This is a genomic window from Paenibacillus sp. 2TAB23 (assembly GCF_052115165.1).
GTDB lineage: Bacteria > Bacillota > Bacilli > Paenibacillales > Paenibacillaceae > Pristimantibacillus.
In genome coordinates, this window is the sequence record NZ_JBFRGD010000004.1 from 294101 (window position 1) to 311224 (window position 17124).

Genomic DNA, 17124 nt, shown 5'->3' on the forward strand with positions numbered 1-17124 from the left:
AACACCTTTTTCTTCAATAATTTTGTTAGGCTTAAGTTTACACCCCGCGGACATATAGGTAAAATACATATATTGAATAGTTCGCATTCCTTTTAACTATTGATGCATATTTATATCTTACACAAAGGAGAGACCTTCATGGATCTCAAGCAATTGACATATTTTGTTGCGGTGGCCGAAGCGGGAAGCTTCACGCAAGCAGCTCGAGTGCTGCATCTCAGCCAACCCTCCCTTTCCAAAATGGTAAGACTGCTTGAGGAGGAGCTTGGTGTACAACTGATTGATCGATCTGCCAAGCAAATTACCTTAACAGACGCCGGCTTGTCCATCTTGCGATCGGCTAAGCCTATTATTCAATCGTTCGAGGATATGTCGAGTGAACTGGAGGAGGTTGTTTCCCTCAAGAAAGGTACGCTTCGCCTAGGCATACCGCCAATGGTCGGCAGCTACTTTCTGCCATCTGTCATTGAAAAATTTCTAACGCATTATCCGCAAATCAAGCTGCAGATCATTGAACAGGGCGGTAAGAGTCTTGAGCAGGATATTCTTCAAGGCGACTTGGATTTCAGCATGGTCATCCTCCCGATTAAAAATATGGAAAAGTACCATGTATTGCCGTGCATTAACGAAAACCTAAGATTGGTCGTTCACCGTGAGCACCCGTTAGCTTCCATGAACAAAGCTCAGCTCTCGCAGCTGGAGCGAGAATCCTTCATCATGTTCCGCAGCGATTTCACGATCCAGCAGGTCATTAAGGAGCATTGTGCAGCAGCCGGCTTCGAACCGAGAATAGTATTCGAGAGCTCTCAGTGGGATTTCATGACGGAAATGGTCGCCGCTAAATATGGCATTACCCTATTGCCTGAAGGGATTTGCCTTCAATTAGACAGCAATCGGTTTCACACGGTAGCCATCGAGAAGCCCTCCATTCCTTGGCAATTATCTATGATCTGGCGGAAGGACAACTATTTATCCTTCGCGTCGAAGGAATGGATCCGATTTGTTGAAGCCGAGCTTGGTGATCATAGCCTTGAAAAATAAAAAGAGCTACGCGCCATTTTTAAGTGGTGGATAGCTCTTTTGTTCAAAATATACAGCTCGCTTATTCCGCCTTGTTGCCCCTCCATGAACTCTGCCTAACTTCAGTAGGTGTTTGACCTGTATGCTGCTTGACCGTTCTAGCGAAATGGAAGCTTGACTTAAAGCCGCAACGAAGCGATATTTCGGTTATAGTCAGACCTGTATGCGTTAAAAACTCCAGTGCTTTAAGCACGCGATAGCGCCATAAGTATTTAATCGGTGTCGTTCTATCATGATTTCGAAACAAACGGATGAGATGCTCTGGGGAAACACCGGCTTTACTAGCCAGAACCGACAAATCCAGTTCCTCATGGAAAGTGCTATGTATGAAGTTCTTTGCCAATTGTATAGATGGATGCATGTCTTCCTGCTCTCGTGTACGGGTCACCTCCGAGATGTATAGAAGCAGCGCTGACATCCCTAAGCTCCTTAGAACCTCACTGTTTGAAGGATGATTGAGCTGCAGCGAGAGCATGATGTCGGTAATGCGGTTTAACTCCTCTGATATCGGTTGGAAAAGCGGTAGAGCCTCGTACGGGTTTAATTCGGAAGCGGTAAGCTTGCCCATATGTATGGATATCCATCGATGCCAAGTTTCGCCGCGGCTTGAAAAGGTAAACATTTCCTCATGCCCCGGCTTTAACACTACGGCAGAGCCAGCAGGGATCATATGTTCATTTCCATCGATTTCTATCGTCATTTCTCCCGAATGCAAAAGCACCAGCTGCATATCATCTTGTATGCGAGGTCCATATTTCCCTCCCGTAGGATAAATGATTGTACCCGTGTGAGCCGTTTCTATACGGCTGTAGGGCAAATTGCCATACACTCCAACCATGCAGTCACCCTACCCATCCTCTAAAAGTCGGCTGTGACCCGAACGAAATGCGTCCGGGCCATTTGTCGTTATGTTAACGTATATTTCTCGCGAAGATCCTCTCGGAGCGTCACTGCCGAATCCTCGCGAATATAGTGGCACACGTAAGAGCGACGCCAACGATCCTTACTCCGATTGCGATTCGATGAATGGATTAGCAGCTCATGAAAAAATAAAATATCCCCTTTCTCCATGACGACTGGAATCTGCTTGGTCAGATCAATGCCTTCCGTTTCGTCTGTCCATTCTTCATGCTCTTCCAAGTTTTTGACCTTACCGTGAGGCAGTAGGCCAAGCTTATGCGTGCCTGGGATAACCCATAGACAACCGTTTTCCTCATCTACCAGATCTTCCATCGCGATCCAAGCCGCGACCATTGTCATTGGGTCATTTTTAATATAATAATAATCCTGATGCGCAGCTTGCCCATGAGAACCAGGCTCTTTATAGAAAAACATGCTTTGCACGCATACCGCTTCTTTCTCCATTAACTGGGCAAGTGTTCCCCGAATAATGGGTAATTTCATGACCTGGCGCGAGAAGCTGTCATGCTGATGCGGATTAAACAATCGGGTGGAGTACCGCGCTTTTTCTGAGGTTCGCGCCCAGTCCGGTGTTTCATCCAGCGGTGCGGATCTCAGATCAAAGATGTGTCTGTTAAACGCTTCAATTAGATCAGCGCTACAGCCTTTTTTGATGATGATATACCCATCTTGTATATATTGCTCAAGCTGTTCCTCTGAAAGCGGCTTTAAAAGCTGTGATTGCGTTGAAATCATATGGTTATTCCCCTCTCGTTATTCATATGTTGGCTTTCACCTCAAGGATGTGTTCCCATAGTTGTATCTTACCTTCGTTCGAGTGAGCGAACAATGGCTCTAATTATCAACCTTGTGTCTGCAATTGATATATAGAACATTCAACAAATATGATAACCATTTATTTCAACGCGTCACTTCATTGAAACAAAAAAGAGCCAGTACCTCGATTAAGGAGGAACTGACTCTTTTGGGGCTTGGACTTTAATTAACTTTTCTTGATTCTCACCGAATGATTCGTTTCTCTCTAGCAGCCTTCAGCCAGCTCGGAAATTCATTCAGCAGCTGATCATACAGCACCTCGTCAGTAACTGCCGCGATATCGTCCAGATGAAAAAAATTCGCATTATCGACGACGCGTCCCTCCATCGTATCCAGCTGCCTGAGCACTTCAAAATCGGAATGACCGATACCTACGAACTGCCAGAAGATCGGATGCACGGATGCAGCAGTAATCACCTTTTTGATCGGCTTGACGACTCCGCCATCATTAATGAAAATAATAAAGACAGGCGTTCCGTCATCCTCCTCGTCCGTGTATTTCTTGATGACATCCTCCATGACAGGAGGCTCGTTGTTTCGTCCAAATTTATGAATGGCATTGTTATTCAAAATGTTATTTTGGACATATTGTCCGAAATCTTGTTCCGTCACAGACGGTAATCGGCTGAAATGCGTATCATATACCCAAACATCCAATGCACCGTTGTCATCAAATTTGCTTGCGACTGCCAATATGCGCTCAACGACCTCCTGTACGGTACCGTTTTTGTACAAGGTTTGCATGGAGCCAGTAATATCGAGTACGATTCCCACTCTTGCCACCACGTTAGTGAGCTTTTTTTTCTCTAACGTTACTTGTACCAGCTTCTTACGCAAATCAATTGGCGAATGCACAAGCTCCTCTACCGCAGCCGCTACCTCTGCAGACTCGCTTTCGATTTCGAGACCAAAGTTAGAGCACAACGCTTCAAGCCCCCCATAGAAACCGCCGCCTATCGCATTAAGCTTCCACTCGCCTTGATGTCTATACAACTCGCCAACGACTACTGCTGTTTCCTTCGTGAAATCATCCCCGTACTCAAAGCGGAATAACTCCTCGTTACTTCTTTCATCGATAATTCGCATATATAAGCCAGTTACATCCTGCATGTAGCGACCTTGCTTTTCTCCCTCATGAATCGTTACCGTAAAAGCGATCTTGGCTGTTTGCTCATCCATTCGCTGCAGATTAATCGTGAATGCTTCTTGATCTTTCGCATCGGACAGAACACTATGAGCAATAGATCCGTTTCGAGCAGCTGGATTTCCATAAAATATAAAATCCTCATCTCGTTCGCAGCGGCTTCGTTCCGATAATAGGAACGCGGCTGCGTCGATGCTGATGGAGCTGTCCTTTGTTTTCCATCCAAACAATAGTTTTATAGAAACCAGCTTGCGTCCCTTTGTTAGATCTATTTTCTGTCCTTTTGACAACAGCATGCAATCATCTCCGTTTCGTAAGCCTATTATCTGGGTGCAGCACAGAACTTGCTATATAAGATGAACGAAACATGAGTTTCTCCAGAATAACGTTGTTCTCTCCGCCTGCGCAGCTCATTCATTCGTTCAACTTATATAGTTCTTTGAATATAAAGACGTGCTGTTACCAGTATACCTATAAATTGGCTTACATGTTATGGGAAATGAAAAGCTGCCGACAGTCACAACAATTAGACTATACGACAAGCTGACCTTTTTTTGCTGCGATGCCGATGGTTGCCTCTACTCCTGAATGAAAGGCTAGAAAATCGCTTTCGAAGCCATCACTGAAAATGACGCCGTCATCTGGCATTTGCGATGTAATGCGGAGCGGCTGGCGCTCATTAATCTGGCCGAATATAAGCTCAGCTGCCGTTGTTTTACTCGGGAAGGGCTCTCTTACCGTAAAATACAACACCTTCGAATCCCATGAAAATCGTTTTTCTTCTGATCCCCACTCCCCGCCATCCAGCGTCACTTTTTGTTTCGTTGCTCCGCTAACAATGCCTGCTGCTCCAGCAAGAACACTTTTAAACCAGCCGGTTGCTCCAAGCCCTGTTGAGATAATAATCCCGCTGGAGGATTGCTGCTCTATCTGATTGCCAAGCTCGAGTTGATAGCGAGCCGATACATGCGTCCTTCGTCCGACAAACACGTCGTTAACGCCGTACAGCATTTGCCCATCATTCAATTGAACCTGTGCTAACGTTACTTCCTTGGTCTGACGCCTTTTTTGAAGAACATCAGGCACAATTAAGCTCAAATCCTTAACGGTGAAGGGGAGCAGGAGACCATCCCAGCGCATGGGGTCTGGATTAACGCCAAGCAGAGGCTGCTCGTTCAAATATTTCATTGTATTGGCGATTAGCCCATCCTGGCCAACGGCAACTACGATGTCATGCTTGCCGAATATAAACTGCGAAACATGCTCCCGGTCGATAACCTGTACCCTGCCGTACGTTTTCAACTCCGCCTCCGTCTGGACAACGGCGTCTCGATAATGAGAATTCTCATTCAAATAGTCGCTGAAATCGGCACCCAGTCGCTCAATGTAGAATTGTGCCTGCTGAATCGTATTATAACGTACGATTAATTCCTCGAGACGAGTCTTTCTTTTGATCAAAATAAACTTCTGACTGAGGGCGTCCTCGCTCATCTCGCTTGACCTCCTCTATTGCTGGCTGTTGAAGTCGCGGTTGGACTGGACATCATGCTTTGCAAGAGATCAGGTGTAATCGTAAGCTGGCCTATTTTCTCTGCTTTTTCCGCAATATCTTGGAACGCAATTGCGATAAGCTTATTTGGATCCATTCCCATATTCGTCATTGCCTGCAGAACATATGGCTCGATTCCACTCATTGCCTTCATGACAGCTGCAAGCTCGTATGCTTTGGCATCTGCTTGCGCGTTTTTATTCGTGATGGCAAGCTCGATCAAGCTGCTCCTCTTTTCTTCCAAGGCTGTATCGAAGTATAATTGCTCTTCCTTCATTTCGTTCTGCTTCTGTTTCACGAGACGTTCTGCATCCAGCTGCGTTTCTCTAATTTGTTTTTTCTTCGTTTCGACCGCTATTTCAGTACTTAGCTCGTTTTCCTTCACTTTTCTTTCTTGGTCAATAGAAGCATTTCTTCGCTCATATAACGCATCATCCGCATCCCGAAGAATTTCCTCCCGAGCTTTAGCTTCGAGTGCCCGCATGGTTTCCTTGTTCGGCAGAACCGCCAAGATTGACAACCCCATAAGCTCTATGCCTAGATTGTCGATTTCTTCACTCCCTTTCACCTCGCTCGTGATGCGCTGAACAAGCTGTTCACTGGATTGTATCGCTTCTTTAAGCGGTAGCAACGCCAGCTGCTTCTTAACCTGATCTTTCACGATATGAATGACTCTTTGAGCCAATTTGCTCGGATCATCCGAGATATATGTTTTTTTCTTCAGATTGTACGTGTAATTCAGAAGCTGTATCGTTTTCTTGTAATCGACAATTCGGTAAGTCAATTGCCCTTGCACAGTTACCGTCTGATAATCATGGGTGATTTCCTCAAACATGAACGGCACATCGATCGAAGAGATGGGAACGACTACGACGGACGTTGTAGGTTCATAGTAATGGAAGGATAAGCCGATGCCTTCCTGTATAACCTTGCCGTTCTTCACCTTAATAACATAATCGCTTGGTTGAAACTTGACGAAACGGAATCCAAACATAATGAAAACCTCACTTTCGCTCTTTATATTTTCATAATGACATTATCAAAACAATACCAAATCATTTCGATATTGTCAAATCGAAATTATCAATCGACGAAATGGCTCTATGACCTTGGACCCCCTCCAAACTATCCATTTATTTGCAAAAAGCTCGTTTACAAAATAGGCTTTTTAAGATAAAATTCTTTATAACGAACATTAAAGTTCGCAATTGATGCTTTGGCGGGGGAGGTGGTACTGTCATGTCCAAACTCAAAAAAATCATTAGTCTTACGCTGCTTCTAAGTCTGTGTATATTCCCCGCGACTGCGTTCGCTTCATCAGGTAAAGCTACTTCAGATAATAAAAAAGGGTTCCTTTCCAGCATTTTTTCGGTATTTTCGGTTACGAAAAGCAATAACAGCAATTACGGCAACTACGGTAATAACGGCAATAACGGTAATTACAATCATTCGAATTCCAATACTTCAAACAATCACAACTCGGATAAGGATTGGGACAAAAAAGGCTGGTTCGATTGGTTGGACGATGATGATTGGTGGGATGAAATTTGCTGGTGGGACAAGAATAAGGACGATTCCTTTAAAATATGGGAACGTTATTATTGCTATTAGTTCTCCAAAAAAAGAGAACCGTAGGGCAAATAGCCCAACGGTTCTCTTTTTAATCTATACCTGGTCGCATTTATGACCATACTCGTTTCTAATCATTCGTTTACGATTTTGATTAAAAAACCCATTATAAGCGGATAAAACCTTTTTAAACGGTTTGTTCCTTCCCGAACGTTCCCGTTTTTATTTTCTTGACATCATACATGGAAACGGATGAGTCAATAATAAATGATGGCTTCTCTTCGTCTTTCCTATTTCGATGACCTGCCAGATGAACCGRATCCTTTTCCCAATTTTTCCAAGCATCCTCCGATTCCCATCGCACCATAATCACAACTTCTTCGGAATCCTTTGCTTTGCGATTCACCATAATATGAATGTCAATTAAACCATCCATCCCATCAATATGGCCCTTTTGCCCAAAATCGTCGACGATCTGCTGCGAATGCCCTTTTTCAACCTCGATTGTTCTTACTTGTATGAACATCATAATCACTCCTATTATCATTCCTAAATAAAATATAACGATAACGATTATCATTGTCAAATAATTCTAGTTTACTCTGTAAGTCTTGCATTGCAGCCTAACCGCTACAACAGCGATCCAATCATCAAACGCACGCATCACTCGGCCGGTTCTCTTCTCGTTTTTCAAGCTTCGGTAGTCCTTCAAAAAGGGGACCAGCCAGCTGCTCACCGGAGTTGCCGCATTTGCAATCGAATATCTCACTTGGCATCCTTTGGCATGCGGCTTCAACTCGTAATCGTTGCGGTACCACCAGCCGCCAAATATGGTGAAATGTCCGTTCACAGCATCAACATCCACATAAGCAACTCTAATAGCTGAAGCTTCCTCTCCTGTAAACACCGTATATAATTGCGGACCGCCTTTGACATGAAGGCAACCTTCGTTTCCAGATGCTCCCGACAGAAGCAGCGGCAAATGATTCGCGGTTATGCTTCCGGTAGGCATCGTTGACATATAATGAACGACTTCTTGATAAGGCTTCTCTATGATACCCGAATATGTAATGATCTCTTTCATAGCCTAACCCCCACCCGAATGTATGTCTTTACATTCTGACAGATCTTAAAGTGTATAAACTCGCGCCTTGGTTGGATTCCTTCTCCGTCTGCAGGCTGAGTTCAGCTGATGATATAGAAAAAGCCGCCTGGGTACAAGCCCAGACGGCGATGTTTGGCGGCTAATGTTTTCTTTTGTAATAGGTAATGCCCAGTGCAAGCGCTAATACAGATCCTTTAACGATATCCATCGCGTAGTACGGAATCGACAGCATGATTAATCCGTTGGATAAAATGCCGATTAAAACCGCACCTGCAAATGTACCGAATGCATTCGGTTTGCCCGCCCCGAATACGGAATAGCCAATAAATGCAGCAGCCACGGCATCCATCAAATAAGGACCGCCTGCGTTTACTTCAGCATTCATTACACGAGCTCCAAGCACGATCCCGCCTATTGCGGCGAATAATGCAGAGATCAGATAGGCAAACAGCCGATATCTGCTCACAGCAATCCCAGATAGCTTTGCAGCCTCTTGGTTTCCGCCAATCATGTACATGTAGCGGCCATGCTTCGTGTACGTAAGGAACAGATGGACCGCTGCGACGATGACCAGCATAATAACAATAATCCACGGCACTTGTCCGAGCTTACCGAACAGCTTCGGAATCTGCCCTGTTGCAAAATCTCCGCTAGGCATGACCATATTTTGCGAAATCGTCGCTCCTCGGGTATACGTGAGCGCGACACCTTGGAACACGAACATCGTTGCAAGCGTCATTAGCATATCTTGTATTTTGAAGTTAATGACCAGCAATGCATTTATCACGCCTACAACGAGACAGAACACAATCGTTACCGCAATTCCTAGACCAAAGCTTTGACCATGCCACACGTACATGGAGATGACGAGTGCATTCGCTAAGGAAGCCACGGAACCTACAGACAGATCAAATCCGCCAACTGAAAGCGAAACGGTAAGCCCAATTGCTATAATGGTTACAATAGATATCGAGCGCAAAATGTTAATAATGTTGGTCGTGCTTAAAAAATTATCGGTAACCGTACCGAAAAAGACGACAAGCAGCAGGATGGTAATTAGCGTTCCGTACTTATATAAAAAATCAACGATCTGAACATTTTTCTTCTCCCGAGCTGTATCGGCAGCCATCATGTTAACAAGCCTCCAGTGCTATGTAGCAAAATCTCTTCTTCACTCGTATGTTTTGTCTCCAGCTCTTTCACGACTTGCCCGTCATACATGACATAGATCCGATCCGTTATGCCGATCATTTCCGACATCTCGCTCGATGCGTAAATAATGCATTTCCCCCTGCTTGCGAGTTCTGCGACAAGCTCATATATATCACGCTTTGCACCTACGTCAACACCTTTGGTAGGCTCATCGAATATGTATACGTCCGCATCGACCAGCAGCCATTTGCCAATCGCTACTTTTTGCTGATTGCCGCCAGAAAGATTGCTGACTTTAGCATTTGCACTAGGTGTCTTTATACCTAAGCTCTGTATGATTTCTACTGCAGCTTGTTTCTCTTTGGGCTTGCTTAGCCAGGGACCCCATTTCGTAAATCGCGAGAGGATGGCCGCAGTCAAATTCACGCTTACGGATTCTTCAACGAATACCCCTTCACGCCTGCGTTCTTCGGGGACTAGGGCGATGCCATTCTTGACTGCTTGGTAGGGAGACCGAATGCGAAGCTCTCGGTTATCCATAAACAAATGTCCGGAAACAATGGGTGCTGCACCGAACAAGGCACGGCAAAGCTCTGTTTTGCCTGCTCCCACTAAGCCTGCCAGCCCAATGATTTCGCCATTACAAACATGCAGGTTCACTCCGTTAACTTTTTCTCCGTCTCGAATACCTTTGGCTTCGAACCGTTTCTTTCCGATCTCTTTCTTTGCATAAGGGAATTGTCCTTCCATTCTGGCTCCAAGCATAAGCTCAACCACTTTATGCTGGTCGATATTAGCAAGCTCTTCTCTTATTACCAGCTTCCCGTCACGCATAATCGTAATGTCCTCACAAATTTCATAAAGCTCAGGCAGTCGATGTGAAATAAAAATAATGCCAACGCCTTCATCTTTCAATAAACGGATTAGTCGAAATAGCTGTTCGGTCTCGCTATGGCTTAGTGGAGCCGTAGGCTCGTCCAACACTAGAAATCGACATTGCCTAGACACGGAACGTGCAATAAGCACCATTTGCTTTTCGGCTAGGGTGAGCTCCTGCACGAGCTTCTTTGTAGGTACTTTAATGTTCATACGGTCCAGAATCGATTGTGCAGAACGATGAAGCTCCTTCCACTTAATCAGGTGCTTCCCTTTCATATTATGTACCGTCTGCTCCAGCATAATATTCTCGCCAACCGATAGATTAGGAATTAATGCCGTATCGACCTCTTGATAGACAACCTGGATACCATTGTCCTTCGCATCCTTCGGCGTACGAATCCGCAGCTCCTTGCCATCAATGGATATGCTTCCCGTGTAATGGTCATGAGCACCAGCGAGCACCTTCATTAAGGTAGACTTCCCCGCTCCGTTGGCCCCGATTAAAGCATGCGCCCTGCCGGTAGCTGTATGAAAATCTACATCGTTCAATGCTTGCACGCCTGGAAAGGCGATTGATATCCGCTTCATGACCAGTACGCTTGCCTTTGAGTCTAACAACAGACCCACCTTCCTCCCCAAACAGGATAGAGCGCCCTTATCCATATGGATAAGGGCGCCATTTTTATTGCTATTATATCATTATTTGACGATTATTTGCCGTTTGCTGCTTTCAAAGATTTCATCCAATCTTCTTCGAATGCATCAGTCGTGCCCCAGCCTGGCAAAATATCAGCAAGGTTAACCATATTGACCGGCTCGCTTGATTTTTTAAGGCCTTCTTGATCGATAAGCGCTGCTTCCAAATTATAAGTTGAAGGCGTCTCTTCGCCTGCGATTTTTTTGGCAAGCAGTCTTACATTTACAGCGCCGATCATTTTCGGATCAACGGCTGCAGTTGCAACCCATGGACTGTTCTCTTCCTGCATGATTTGCAAATCTGCATTCGAGAGATCGATTCCGTAAATCTTGATTTCAGTGCGGCCTGCTTCGACAATGGCTCTAGCTGCACCGCTGGCAAATGCATCCCAAGTTGCAAAAATCGCGTCAATCTCGCCTTTTGGATGCTTCGTCAACATAGCGGCAACCGCGTTCTGCGTGTCTACTGATGTGTTGTCATTCGCAACGCCAAAGCGCTCAACTTCTTTAATTCCTGGGTATTTAGCCAATGTATCTTGATAAATCTTGTTGCGGCGAACCATAGGAGGAAAACCATCTACCCACAAGTATACGATCTTCGCTTCTTCGCCTTGCTCCTTAACAAGCTGATCTAGTGAATATTGAGCAAGCGCCTCGTCGTCTTGCGAAGTCAATGTAACGCCTYCGATGGCCGTAAGCTCGTTCACGGAGTCAAAAGCAACGACAGGGATGCCTTTGTCCTTCAGCTTCTGTACGTCTGCAACAGTAGCCTCGTCATCGCCATGCGAGATAATAACGCCATCGTAGCCGCCATCCGTTGCTTGCGCGATTGCATCATGGAATTTAGCCGTATCGCCATTCGCTGAGAATGTATCGACTTTAAAGCCAAGTGCTTCCCCTTCTTGCTTTGCACCTGCTAAAAATTGAGCTGTATGATCGTCACCGCCGATTTTACGAATGACCATCAGTTTAATTTCATCCTTGGCAGCAATTGCCGCTGGAAGATTTTCAATGGTTTTCGTTCCTTCGTTGGCTGCTTCGCCATTCGAATTCCCGTTGTTCGCTTGTCCGCAGCCTGATGCCACAATCGCAATTGCGATAACCAAGCCGAACACCGCGCGTACTTTCTTCTTAATCATTCTGATTTCTCTCCCTATGTATAATATGTCTGATAATATAAGTAATCCTATAGGATATTAGAACTAGCGTCAATAGCTTTTATACAAAATTTGCTCTATTTTGCACTGTCGATACAAGTTAAACGCATTCATCTCAAAAAAGTGATAAAATAATAGGCAAGTGTAAACGGTTGAAGCCGTCCTCTGGCGGCAAAGCTTACGTTTCGCGTAGAAATATAGACAAAGTAAGGTGTAAGGATATACTTTCCTATATTTGAACAAACCGAAAGGCGGAAAAAAGTATGGTACATCATTTTATTATTGAACCTCAAACGTATACAGAATTCGAAAACGATGCGGAGCAAATAGAAAAGTGCAAGGAATGGGGCTTGGTATCCGAGAAGGCTGCCAAAACCAAAATGTTTACTTATAAAGGCCATGGAAGCCAGCTCTCATGCAGCATCATTGGATTCGCTGATAAAATGACGGCTGTCATTGCATTCGATAATGGTCAGAAGCACTGCATTCACCCCTCCTATCTCAAAGAAATGCAAGCTGCGAATTATGGCACAAAGACTGCCGTTCTTTCTGAAGAAACAGTCGTTCAAGAAACAGGTGCAGAAGAATTGTCTGCTGTACTCGAGATAGCAATGCCCGAGACAGCAGAAGCTGAAGCAGCTCCTGCTGTTCAGGTGGAAGAAACGGAGCTGCAAGCGGCTAAAGTTAAAGCTCCACCGAAAGAAAAAGCAAAAAAGGAAAAGAAGGCTAAGCTCGAGCTTCCGGAAGAAAAAGTGAAAATGACTGCTACAGTCAAACAATTTACGACCGTGCCGAACAACTTTTCCGATACAGAGGATGAAGTTGTCATTTATGAAGCCGTATCCATCGAAGAGCCTGCACTTGCTATTGAAGATGCTTGGTCAAGCCATAGCGCGACACTCAAGAAATTCGAGCTGGAGATTGGTGATATCATTCACTTCGAAGGCAAAATTGTCGCCAAGAAGCTGACGAAGCATCCGATTCCCTACAAAATCAACAATCCAGCAAAAATTCAAAAGAACAAACCGGAGTAAAATACTTTGGCTTAGAGTGATTGAACTAAAGCTTTACAAGTACTTTTGCTTGAAAAATTCATTGCTCAGGCTCTTTCCAAGGCAAGTGTTTCAATCCTCGGTTCCGCATAAGTTGGTTTACCAAAACAGGCTGCCTCTTCAAACCTTGCAAGGTTTGAAGAGGCAGCCTGTTTCATGAAACAATTAGACCGATCATTATATAACGCAATTAACGGATGAAGAAGCTTAGGACATGCTATCGTAGCTGGAAAAGCATCTTGTTTAGATTTGCTCTAGTCGGTAGGTATAGCCGCAGAAAGAACAGCGAAAAAGAACGCTTTTGTCACCGATTATGAAAGTAAGCCGCTCATCATCTTCAATCTCAATAAATTCCCTGCCCTGCTCGTCCCGGTCTCCTGTAGCGAACATTGCCGTTTTGTTGCCGCATTCACACTCGAAGTTCATCATTGACTCATTGCTCCTTCTTTTCGAACCATATGGACAATTATATAACAAAGCTGCTCCATGCATGCTCGTAAGGATTCCTTTCAACGAAGCTTCGAATAAATACCAGCCTGCAATTGCTTAGGATTCATTGCTTCATTGTGTCAGCTTCGATATAATTATCGATGACATTTATTATATAACAAAAACGACGTCAAGGAAGGGTTAAGAAAAACATGTACATAGCAGATAAATGGGTAGATTACGAGGTTATAGATACAGGTGACGGGGATAAGCTGGAGCGTTGGGGCAACTATACGCTGCGCCGGCCCGATCCGCAAATCATTTGGCCAATTACAAACGAAACGGGCCTATGGAAGAAAGCCGATGGTCATTATCATCGCAGCAATTCAGGCGGTGGTCAATGGTCCATGAATGAAACACTGCCCGAGCGCTGGACGATTTCGTATGGCGAGCTTAATTTCCATATTAAGCCTACGAATTTCAAACATACTGGCCTATTTCCCGAGCAAGCGGTCAATTGGAGCTGGATGATGGATAAAATCCGCTCTGCTGGCCGGCCTATCCGTGTATTGAACCTGTTTGCTTACTCCGGTGGAGCAACCGTTGCAGCAGCTGCCGCCGGCGCCGAAGTATGTCATGTTGATGCCGCAAAGGGCATGGTGCAATGGGCGAAGGATAATGCTCAGCTCTCGGGCCTTGAATCCGCGCCGATTCGCTATATCACAGATGATGTTTTCAAATTCGTACAGCGTGAACAGCGCAGAGGCAAGCAATATGATGCAATCATCATGGACCCGCCTTCCTATGGACGCGGCCCAAATGGCGAGACGTGGAAGTTGGAAGAAAATCTTTTTCCGTTTCTTCAATCATGTACTTCTATTCTATCCGACAATCCATTGTTTCTGCTGATTAACTCCTACACCACAGGGCTATCTCCTTCCGTACTGCATAACCTATTGCATATGACGATGAACGCGAAATACGGCGGGGAGATCAACTGCGGGGAAATCGGCTTGCCGATAACGAAATCCGGCTTGAATTTGCCTTGCGGCATACTAGGTCGTTGGGAGTCGAAATAATGCCGATTCACATTCTATTCGAGGATAATCAGATTCTAGCAGTCGTGAAACCGCCTGGAATACTCTCCCAAGAGGATGACACAGGTGATCCTGACATGCTGACGCTGCTGAAGCAAGATTTAAAGGAACGCTACAATAAGCCGGGAAATGTATTTCTCGGCCTTGTACACCGGCTTGACCGAATGGTAGGCGGTGTTATGCTTTTTGCCAAAACCTCGAAAGCAGCCTCCAGATTATCCGAATCGGTTCGCAACCGTGATTTCGGTAAAACGTATGTCTGCGTGGTACAGGGCACACCTAGCAAATCGCAAGCAAGGTTAACGAATTATATCCGCAAGGACAATAAACAAAATCAGGTTACCGTATTCAATAAGCCGACAATCGAAGCCAAAGAGGCGATACTCGATTATGAAGTGGCGGCCGTTTCCGGTCGCTATTCACTTATTGCTGTAAAATTGCATACGGGAAGACCGCATCAAATTCGCGCACAGCTAGCCCATATTGGATGTCCGCTAGTAGGCGATCTCAAATACGGCGCAAAACCTACAGGCGGAATAAATGAAATAGCTTTATGGTCAACCTCTGTTTCGGCCCCCCATCCCGTCTCTAAGGAATGGATGTGCTTTCGCTCATTGCCTAGCGGATCAGATGTTTGGTCATTGTGGACGAATCCTCAACTCGAGGCCGCCTCTAGCATGCTAAGCCGTGCGTAACAAGGAAGGACGAATACATGATGCGCCGCAAACGGCACCGAAAGTTTCAAGCTCTGCTGTTACTATTATCTTTAATTGGTTTACTCATTATTTTTTTCTTTCCAGCATTTAGGGATTCGGTCCCTTCGCCTAGTGTTCAGAATCCAGTTGCTAGCACAGAGCCAACGCATAGTGAAGTGGCACAGGCAACGATTACTCCATCTCCTACCCCGCCGCCTCCTACGGAGGAACCAAAGCCCGTTTATGCTGATGCGGTATGGATGGCCGTTGGCGACGTCATGATGCATACCCCCCAGCTTCCCGGATCTTTTGACAAAAAAACGAACCGTTATAACTTTAATCCGTTTTTTGCTGAAGTAAAGCCTATTCTAGAAAAGGGAGACTGGGTCATTGCGAACTTAGAAACGCCAATGGCTGGCGCCGATTTTGGTTATTCCGGCTATCCGCTGTTCAACGCTCCCAAAGAGCTCGGCGAGGCGCTCAAGGCTGCGGGCTTTAACTTAATTACCAATGCGAACAACCATTCATTGGATCAGGGTGAAACGGGAATCCTCCGCACGATTGATAATCTTAAAGCGCTCGAACTTCCGTTCAAGGGAACGGCATCTTCGCAAGAGGAAGCTGACCGCTTCATATTATCCGAGAAGAATGGGATCGTAATGGGATTGCTTGCCTATACGTATGGAACGAACGGCATCCCCATTCCTGAAGGCAAGCCTTACTTAGTTTCACTTATTAACGAAGAGAAAATAAAAGCCGATATCAGCCGTCTGCGTGAAGCAGGCGCAGATTTCATTACCGTCTCTCTCCATTTCGGAACGGAATACCAAACGGCACCGAATGATGAGCAGAAACGACTTGCACGGAGCCTAATCGCTGCTGGAGCAGATATTATCGCAGGCTCGCATCCGCATGTGATACAGCCATATGAAGTATTAGAAACTATGGATGAGAACGGACATGCAAAAAAAGGACTTATCATTTATTCTATGGGGAATTTTATTTCTAATCAGCGCGGTGATTCGAAGGATTACGGAGTTATATTCAAAGTAAATGTTCGTAAAAATATGACCGATGGTACTGTAGATATAACCGACATTGAATCTATTCCGACATGGGTTCATCGCTATAAGCCAGATCGTTCATTCCGTTACCGCGTGCTGCCAGTCGAAGCTACAATTGCAGCGTCCAATGACGCTTTACTGACAGAAGCCGACTACGTGGTGCTTCAGAAAAACTTCAACATGCTGCGCAATCGGCTTGATTCTATGAAATAAGCTTTAATATAGCGCATGCCTTTACAAATTAGCAACCTTACCGAGCAGATAAACCAACAGCTGCTGATTATGAGAAGAAATGCGGTCCAGCGATTGCTCGATTAATTCGGTCCGAATCGTTGTACCGCGGTCTGCCTCGGCTTTGCCTTTCTCCGATACATTCACCCACACGATTCTCCTGTCATTATCATCTCGAGAACGTTCAATAAGCTCATTCCGCTCCATTCGGTCAAGCAGAGTTGTAATGGCAGCAGGCGTTGTTGCCAAATATTGCAATAGATCAGATGGCTTCATCGGTTGATGCTGCAGCAGCAACTCCAGGACGTTAAGCTGGCCTTCCGTTAACGGTGCAAGCGACTGCTCCAAGTTGTTTTTCCAATCACGTGATAGCTTTGTCCACAATCGAGTAAATTCTACAGACACCATACTCTCACACCTGCTCTCTGTCAATTTCTTTCTATTTGTTATTTATTATAGCAGTCTTCATTGTCGAATAAAAGATTAAC

At 45.1% G+C, this 17124-nt stretch carries 18 protein-coding genes and 1 pseudogene; 6 read left to right on the forward strand and 13 right to left on the reverse strand.

What is annotated here, in order from left to right; genetic code table 11:
- Positions 1-138 precede the first annotated feature (138 nt).
- Positions 139-1041 carry a LysR family transcriptional regulator gene (locus AB4Z29_RS08725; protein WP_441942669.1) on the forward strand — a complete coding sequence of 301 codons (903 nt, stop codon included), beginning with the start codon at positions 139-141 and terminating at the stop codon, positions 1039-1041.
- Positions 1042-1102: 61 nt separating this feature from the next.
- Here the strand turns inward: AB4Z29_RS08725 and AB4Z29_RS08730 are convergent, their stop codons facing one another.
- The 6 genes and pseudogenes from AB4Z29_RS08730 to AB4Z29_RS08755 form a co-directional block, all read right to left on the reverse strand.
- Positions 1103-1918, reverse strand: coding sequence for an AraC family transcriptional regulator (locus AB4Z29_RS08730; RefSeq protein WP_441942670.1), 816 nt, complete (start codon positions 1916-1918; stop codon positions 1103-1105).
- A gap of 68 nt (positions 1919-1986) precedes the next feature.
- Complete coding sequence (locus AB4Z29_RS08735) at positions 1987-2736, reverse strand: phytanoyl-CoA dioxygenase family protein (RefSeq protein ID WP_441942671.1); 750 nt, start codon at positions 2734-2736, stop codon at positions 1987-1989.
- 264 nt (positions 2737-3000) lie between these two features.
- Positions 3001-3672 (reverse strand): vWA domain-containing protein, encoded by a 672-nt coding sequence (locus tag AB4Z29_RS08740; RefSeq protein ID WP_441942820.1) that lies wholly within the window; start codon positions 3670-3672, stop codon positions 3001-3003.
- Positions 3673-3738: 66 nt separating this feature from the next.
- Positions 3739-4257: pseudogene (locus AB4Z29_RS08745) on the reverse strand (TerD family protein); the annotation flags it as partial.
- Positions 4258-4492: 235 nt separating this feature from the next.
- Positions 4493-5452, reverse strand: a complete 960-nt coding sequence (locus tag AB4Z29_RS08750) for a sugar kinase (protein ID WP_441942672.1) — start codon at positions 5450-5452, stop codon at positions 4493-4495.
- A complete protein-coding gene (locus AB4Z29_RS08755) occupies positions 5449-6504 on the reverse strand; it encodes an SPFH domain-containing protein (protein WP_441942673.1) in 1056 nt (351 codons plus the stop codon). Before AB4Z29_RS08755 ends, AB4Z29_RS08750 begins: the two co-directional genes overlap by 4 nt.
- A 245-nt stretch (positions 6505-6749) precedes the next feature.
- On the opposite strand from AB4Z29_RS08755, the gene AB4Z29_RS08760 reads away from it, so the two are divergent.
- Positions 6750-7121, forward strand: coding sequence for a hypothetical protein (locus AB4Z29_RS08760; RefSeq protein ID WP_441942674.1), 372 nt, complete (start codon positions 6750-6752; stop codon positions 7119-7121).
- 145 nt (positions 7122-7266) lie between these two features.
- On the opposite strand, the gene AB4Z29_RS08765 is transcribed toward AB4Z29_RS08760, so the two are convergent.
- From AB4Z29_RS08765 to AB4Z29_RS08785, 5 genes are all read right to left on the reverse strand, one after another.
- Entirely contained in the window at positions 7267-7608 is a 342-nt protein-coding gene (locus tag AB4Z29_RS08765) for an antibiotic biosynthesis monooxygenase (RefSeq protein WP_441942675.1), read from the reverse strand.
- A gap of 63 nt (positions 7609-7671) precedes the next feature.
- Positions 7672-8163 (reverse strand): hypothetical protein, encoded by a 492-nt coding sequence (locus AB4Z29_RS08770; protein WP_441942676.1) that lies wholly within the window; start codon positions 8161-8163, stop codon positions 7672-7674.
- A 160-nt stretch (positions 8164-8323) separates the two neighbouring features.
- Positions 8324-9316, reverse strand: coding sequence for an ABC transporter permease (locus AB4Z29_RS08775; RefSeq protein ID WP_441942677.1), 993 nt, complete (start codon positions 9314-9316; stop codon positions 8324-8326).
- A complete protein-coding gene (locus tag AB4Z29_RS08780; RefSeq protein ID WP_441942821.1) occupies positions 9313-10803 on the reverse strand; it encodes a sugar ABC transporter ATP-binding protein in 1491 nt (496 codons plus the stop codon). Before AB4Z29_RS08780 ends, AB4Z29_RS08775 begins: the two co-directional genes overlap by 4 nt.
- 122 nt (positions 10804-10925) lie before the next feature.
- A complete protein-coding gene (locus AB4Z29_RS08785) occupies positions 10926-12050 on the reverse strand; it encodes a sugar ABC transporter substrate-binding protein (protein WP_441942678.1) in 1125 nt (374 codons plus the stop codon).
- 281 nt (positions 12051-12331) lie between these two features.
- On the opposite strand from AB4Z29_RS08785, the gene AB4Z29_RS08790 reads away from it, so the two are divergent.
- Entirely contained in the window at positions 12332-13102 is a 771-nt protein-coding gene (locus AB4Z29_RS08790; protein ID WP_441942679.1) for a hypothetical protein, read from the forward strand.
- Between the two features lie 261 nt (positions 13103-13363).
- Here AB4Z29_RS08790 and AB4Z29_RS08795 read toward each other — a convergent pair whose 3' ends face one another.
- A complete protein-coding gene (locus tag AB4Z29_RS08795; RefSeq protein ID WP_183561000.1) occupies positions 13364-13549 on the reverse strand; it encodes a hypothetical protein in 186 nt (61 codons plus the stop codon).
- A gap of 212 nt (positions 13550-13761) precedes the next feature.
- On the opposite strand from AB4Z29_RS08795, the gene AB4Z29_RS08800 reads away from it, so the two are divergent.
- The 3 genes from AB4Z29_RS08800 to AB4Z29_RS08810 are packed head-to-tail and all read left to right on the forward strand — an operon-like array spanning position 13762 to position 16618.
- Positions 13762-14628 (forward strand): class I SAM-dependent methyltransferase, encoded by an 867-nt coding sequence (locus tag AB4Z29_RS08800; RefSeq protein WP_183561002.1) that lies wholly within the window; start codon positions 13762-13764, stop codon positions 14626-14628.
- Positions 14628-15341: an RluA family pseudouridine synthase gene (locus AB4Z29_RS08805; protein WP_441942680.1), complete on the forward strand. Its 714-nt coding sequence runs from the start codon at positions 14628-14630 to the stop codon at positions 15339-15341. Before AB4Z29_RS08800 ends, AB4Z29_RS08805 begins: the two co-directional genes overlap by 1 nt.
- A gap of 17 nt (positions 15342-15358) precedes the next feature.
- Positions 15359-16618 carry a CapA family protein gene (locus AB4Z29_RS08810; RefSeq protein ID WP_441942681.1) on the forward strand — a complete coding sequence of 420 codons (1260 nt, stop codon included), beginning with the start codon at positions 15359-15361 and terminating at the stop codon, positions 16616-16618.
- 21 nt (positions 16619-16639) lie between these two features.
- Here AB4Z29_RS08810 and AB4Z29_RS08815 read toward each other — a convergent pair whose 3' ends face one another.
- Entirely contained in the window at positions 16640-17044 is a 405-nt protein-coding gene (locus tag AB4Z29_RS08815) for a MarR family winged helix-turn-helix transcriptional regulator (RefSeq protein ID WP_441942682.1), read from the reverse strand.
- Between the last annotated feature and the right edge of the window lie 80 nt (positions 17045-17124).

Bases quoted from the DNA above. Each gene is read 5' to 3' on its own strand.
- AB4Z29_RS08725 (WP_441942669.1), top strand. From the start codon at position 139: ATGGATCTCAAGCAATTGACATATTTTGTTGCGGTGGCCGAAGCGGGA.
- AB4Z29_RS08730 (WP_441942670.1), bottom strand. From the start codon at position 1,918: ATGGTTGGAGTGTATGGCAATTTGCCCTACAGCCGTATAGAAACGGCT.
- AB4Z29_RS08735 (WP_441942671.1), bottom strand. From the start codon at position 2,736: ATGATTTCAACGCAATCACAGCTTTTAAAGCCGCTTTCAGAGGAACAG.
- AB4Z29_RS08750 (WP_441942672.1), bottom strand. From the start codon at position 5,452: ATGAGCGAGGACGCCCTCAGTCAGAAGTTTATTTTGATCAAAAGAAAG.
- AB4Z29_RS08755 (WP_441942673.1), bottom strand. From the start codon at position 6,504: ATGTTTGGATTCCGTTTCGTCAAGTTTCAACCAAGCGATTATGTTATT.
- AB4Z29_RS08760 (WP_441942674.1), top strand. From the start codon at position 6,750: ATGTCCAAACTCAAAAAAATCATTAGTCTTACGCTGCTTCTAAGTCTG.
- AB4Z29_RS08770 (WP_441942676.1), bottom strand. From the start codon at position 8,163: ATGAAAGAGATCATTACATATTCGGGTATCATAGAGAAGCCTTATCAA.
- AB4Z29_RS08775 (WP_441942677.1), bottom strand. From the start codon at position 9,316: ATGATGGCTGCCGATACAGCTCGGGAGAAGAAAAATGTTCAGATCGTT.
- AB4Z29_RS08780 (WP_441942821.1), bottom strand. From the start codon at position 10,803: ATGAAGCGGATATCAATCGCCTTTCCAGGCGTGCAAGCATTGAACGAT.
- AB4Z29_RS08790 (WP_441942679.1), top strand. From the start codon at position 12,332: ATGGTACATCATTTTATTATTGAACCTCAAACGTATACAGAATTCGAA.
- AB4Z29_RS08795 (WP_183561000.1), bottom strand. From the start codon at position 13,549: ATGATGAACTTCGAGTGTGAATGCGGCAACAAAACGGCAATGTTCGCT.
- AB4Z29_RS08800 (WP_183561002.1), top strand. From the start codon at position 13,762: ATGTACATAGCAGATAAATGGGTAGATTACGAGGTTATAGATACAGGT.
- AB4Z29_RS08805 (WP_441942680.1), top strand. From the start codon at position 14,628: ATGCCGATTCACATTCTATTCGAGGATAATCAGATTCTAGCAGTCGTG.
- AB4Z29_RS08810 (WP_441942681.1), top strand. From the start codon at position 15,359: ATGATGCGCCGCAAACGGCACCGAAAGTTTCAAGCTCTGCTGTTACTA.
- AB4Z29_RS08815 (WP_441942682.1), bottom strand. From the start codon at position 17,044: ATGGTGTCTGTAGAATTTACTCGATTGTGGACAAAGCTATCACGTGAT.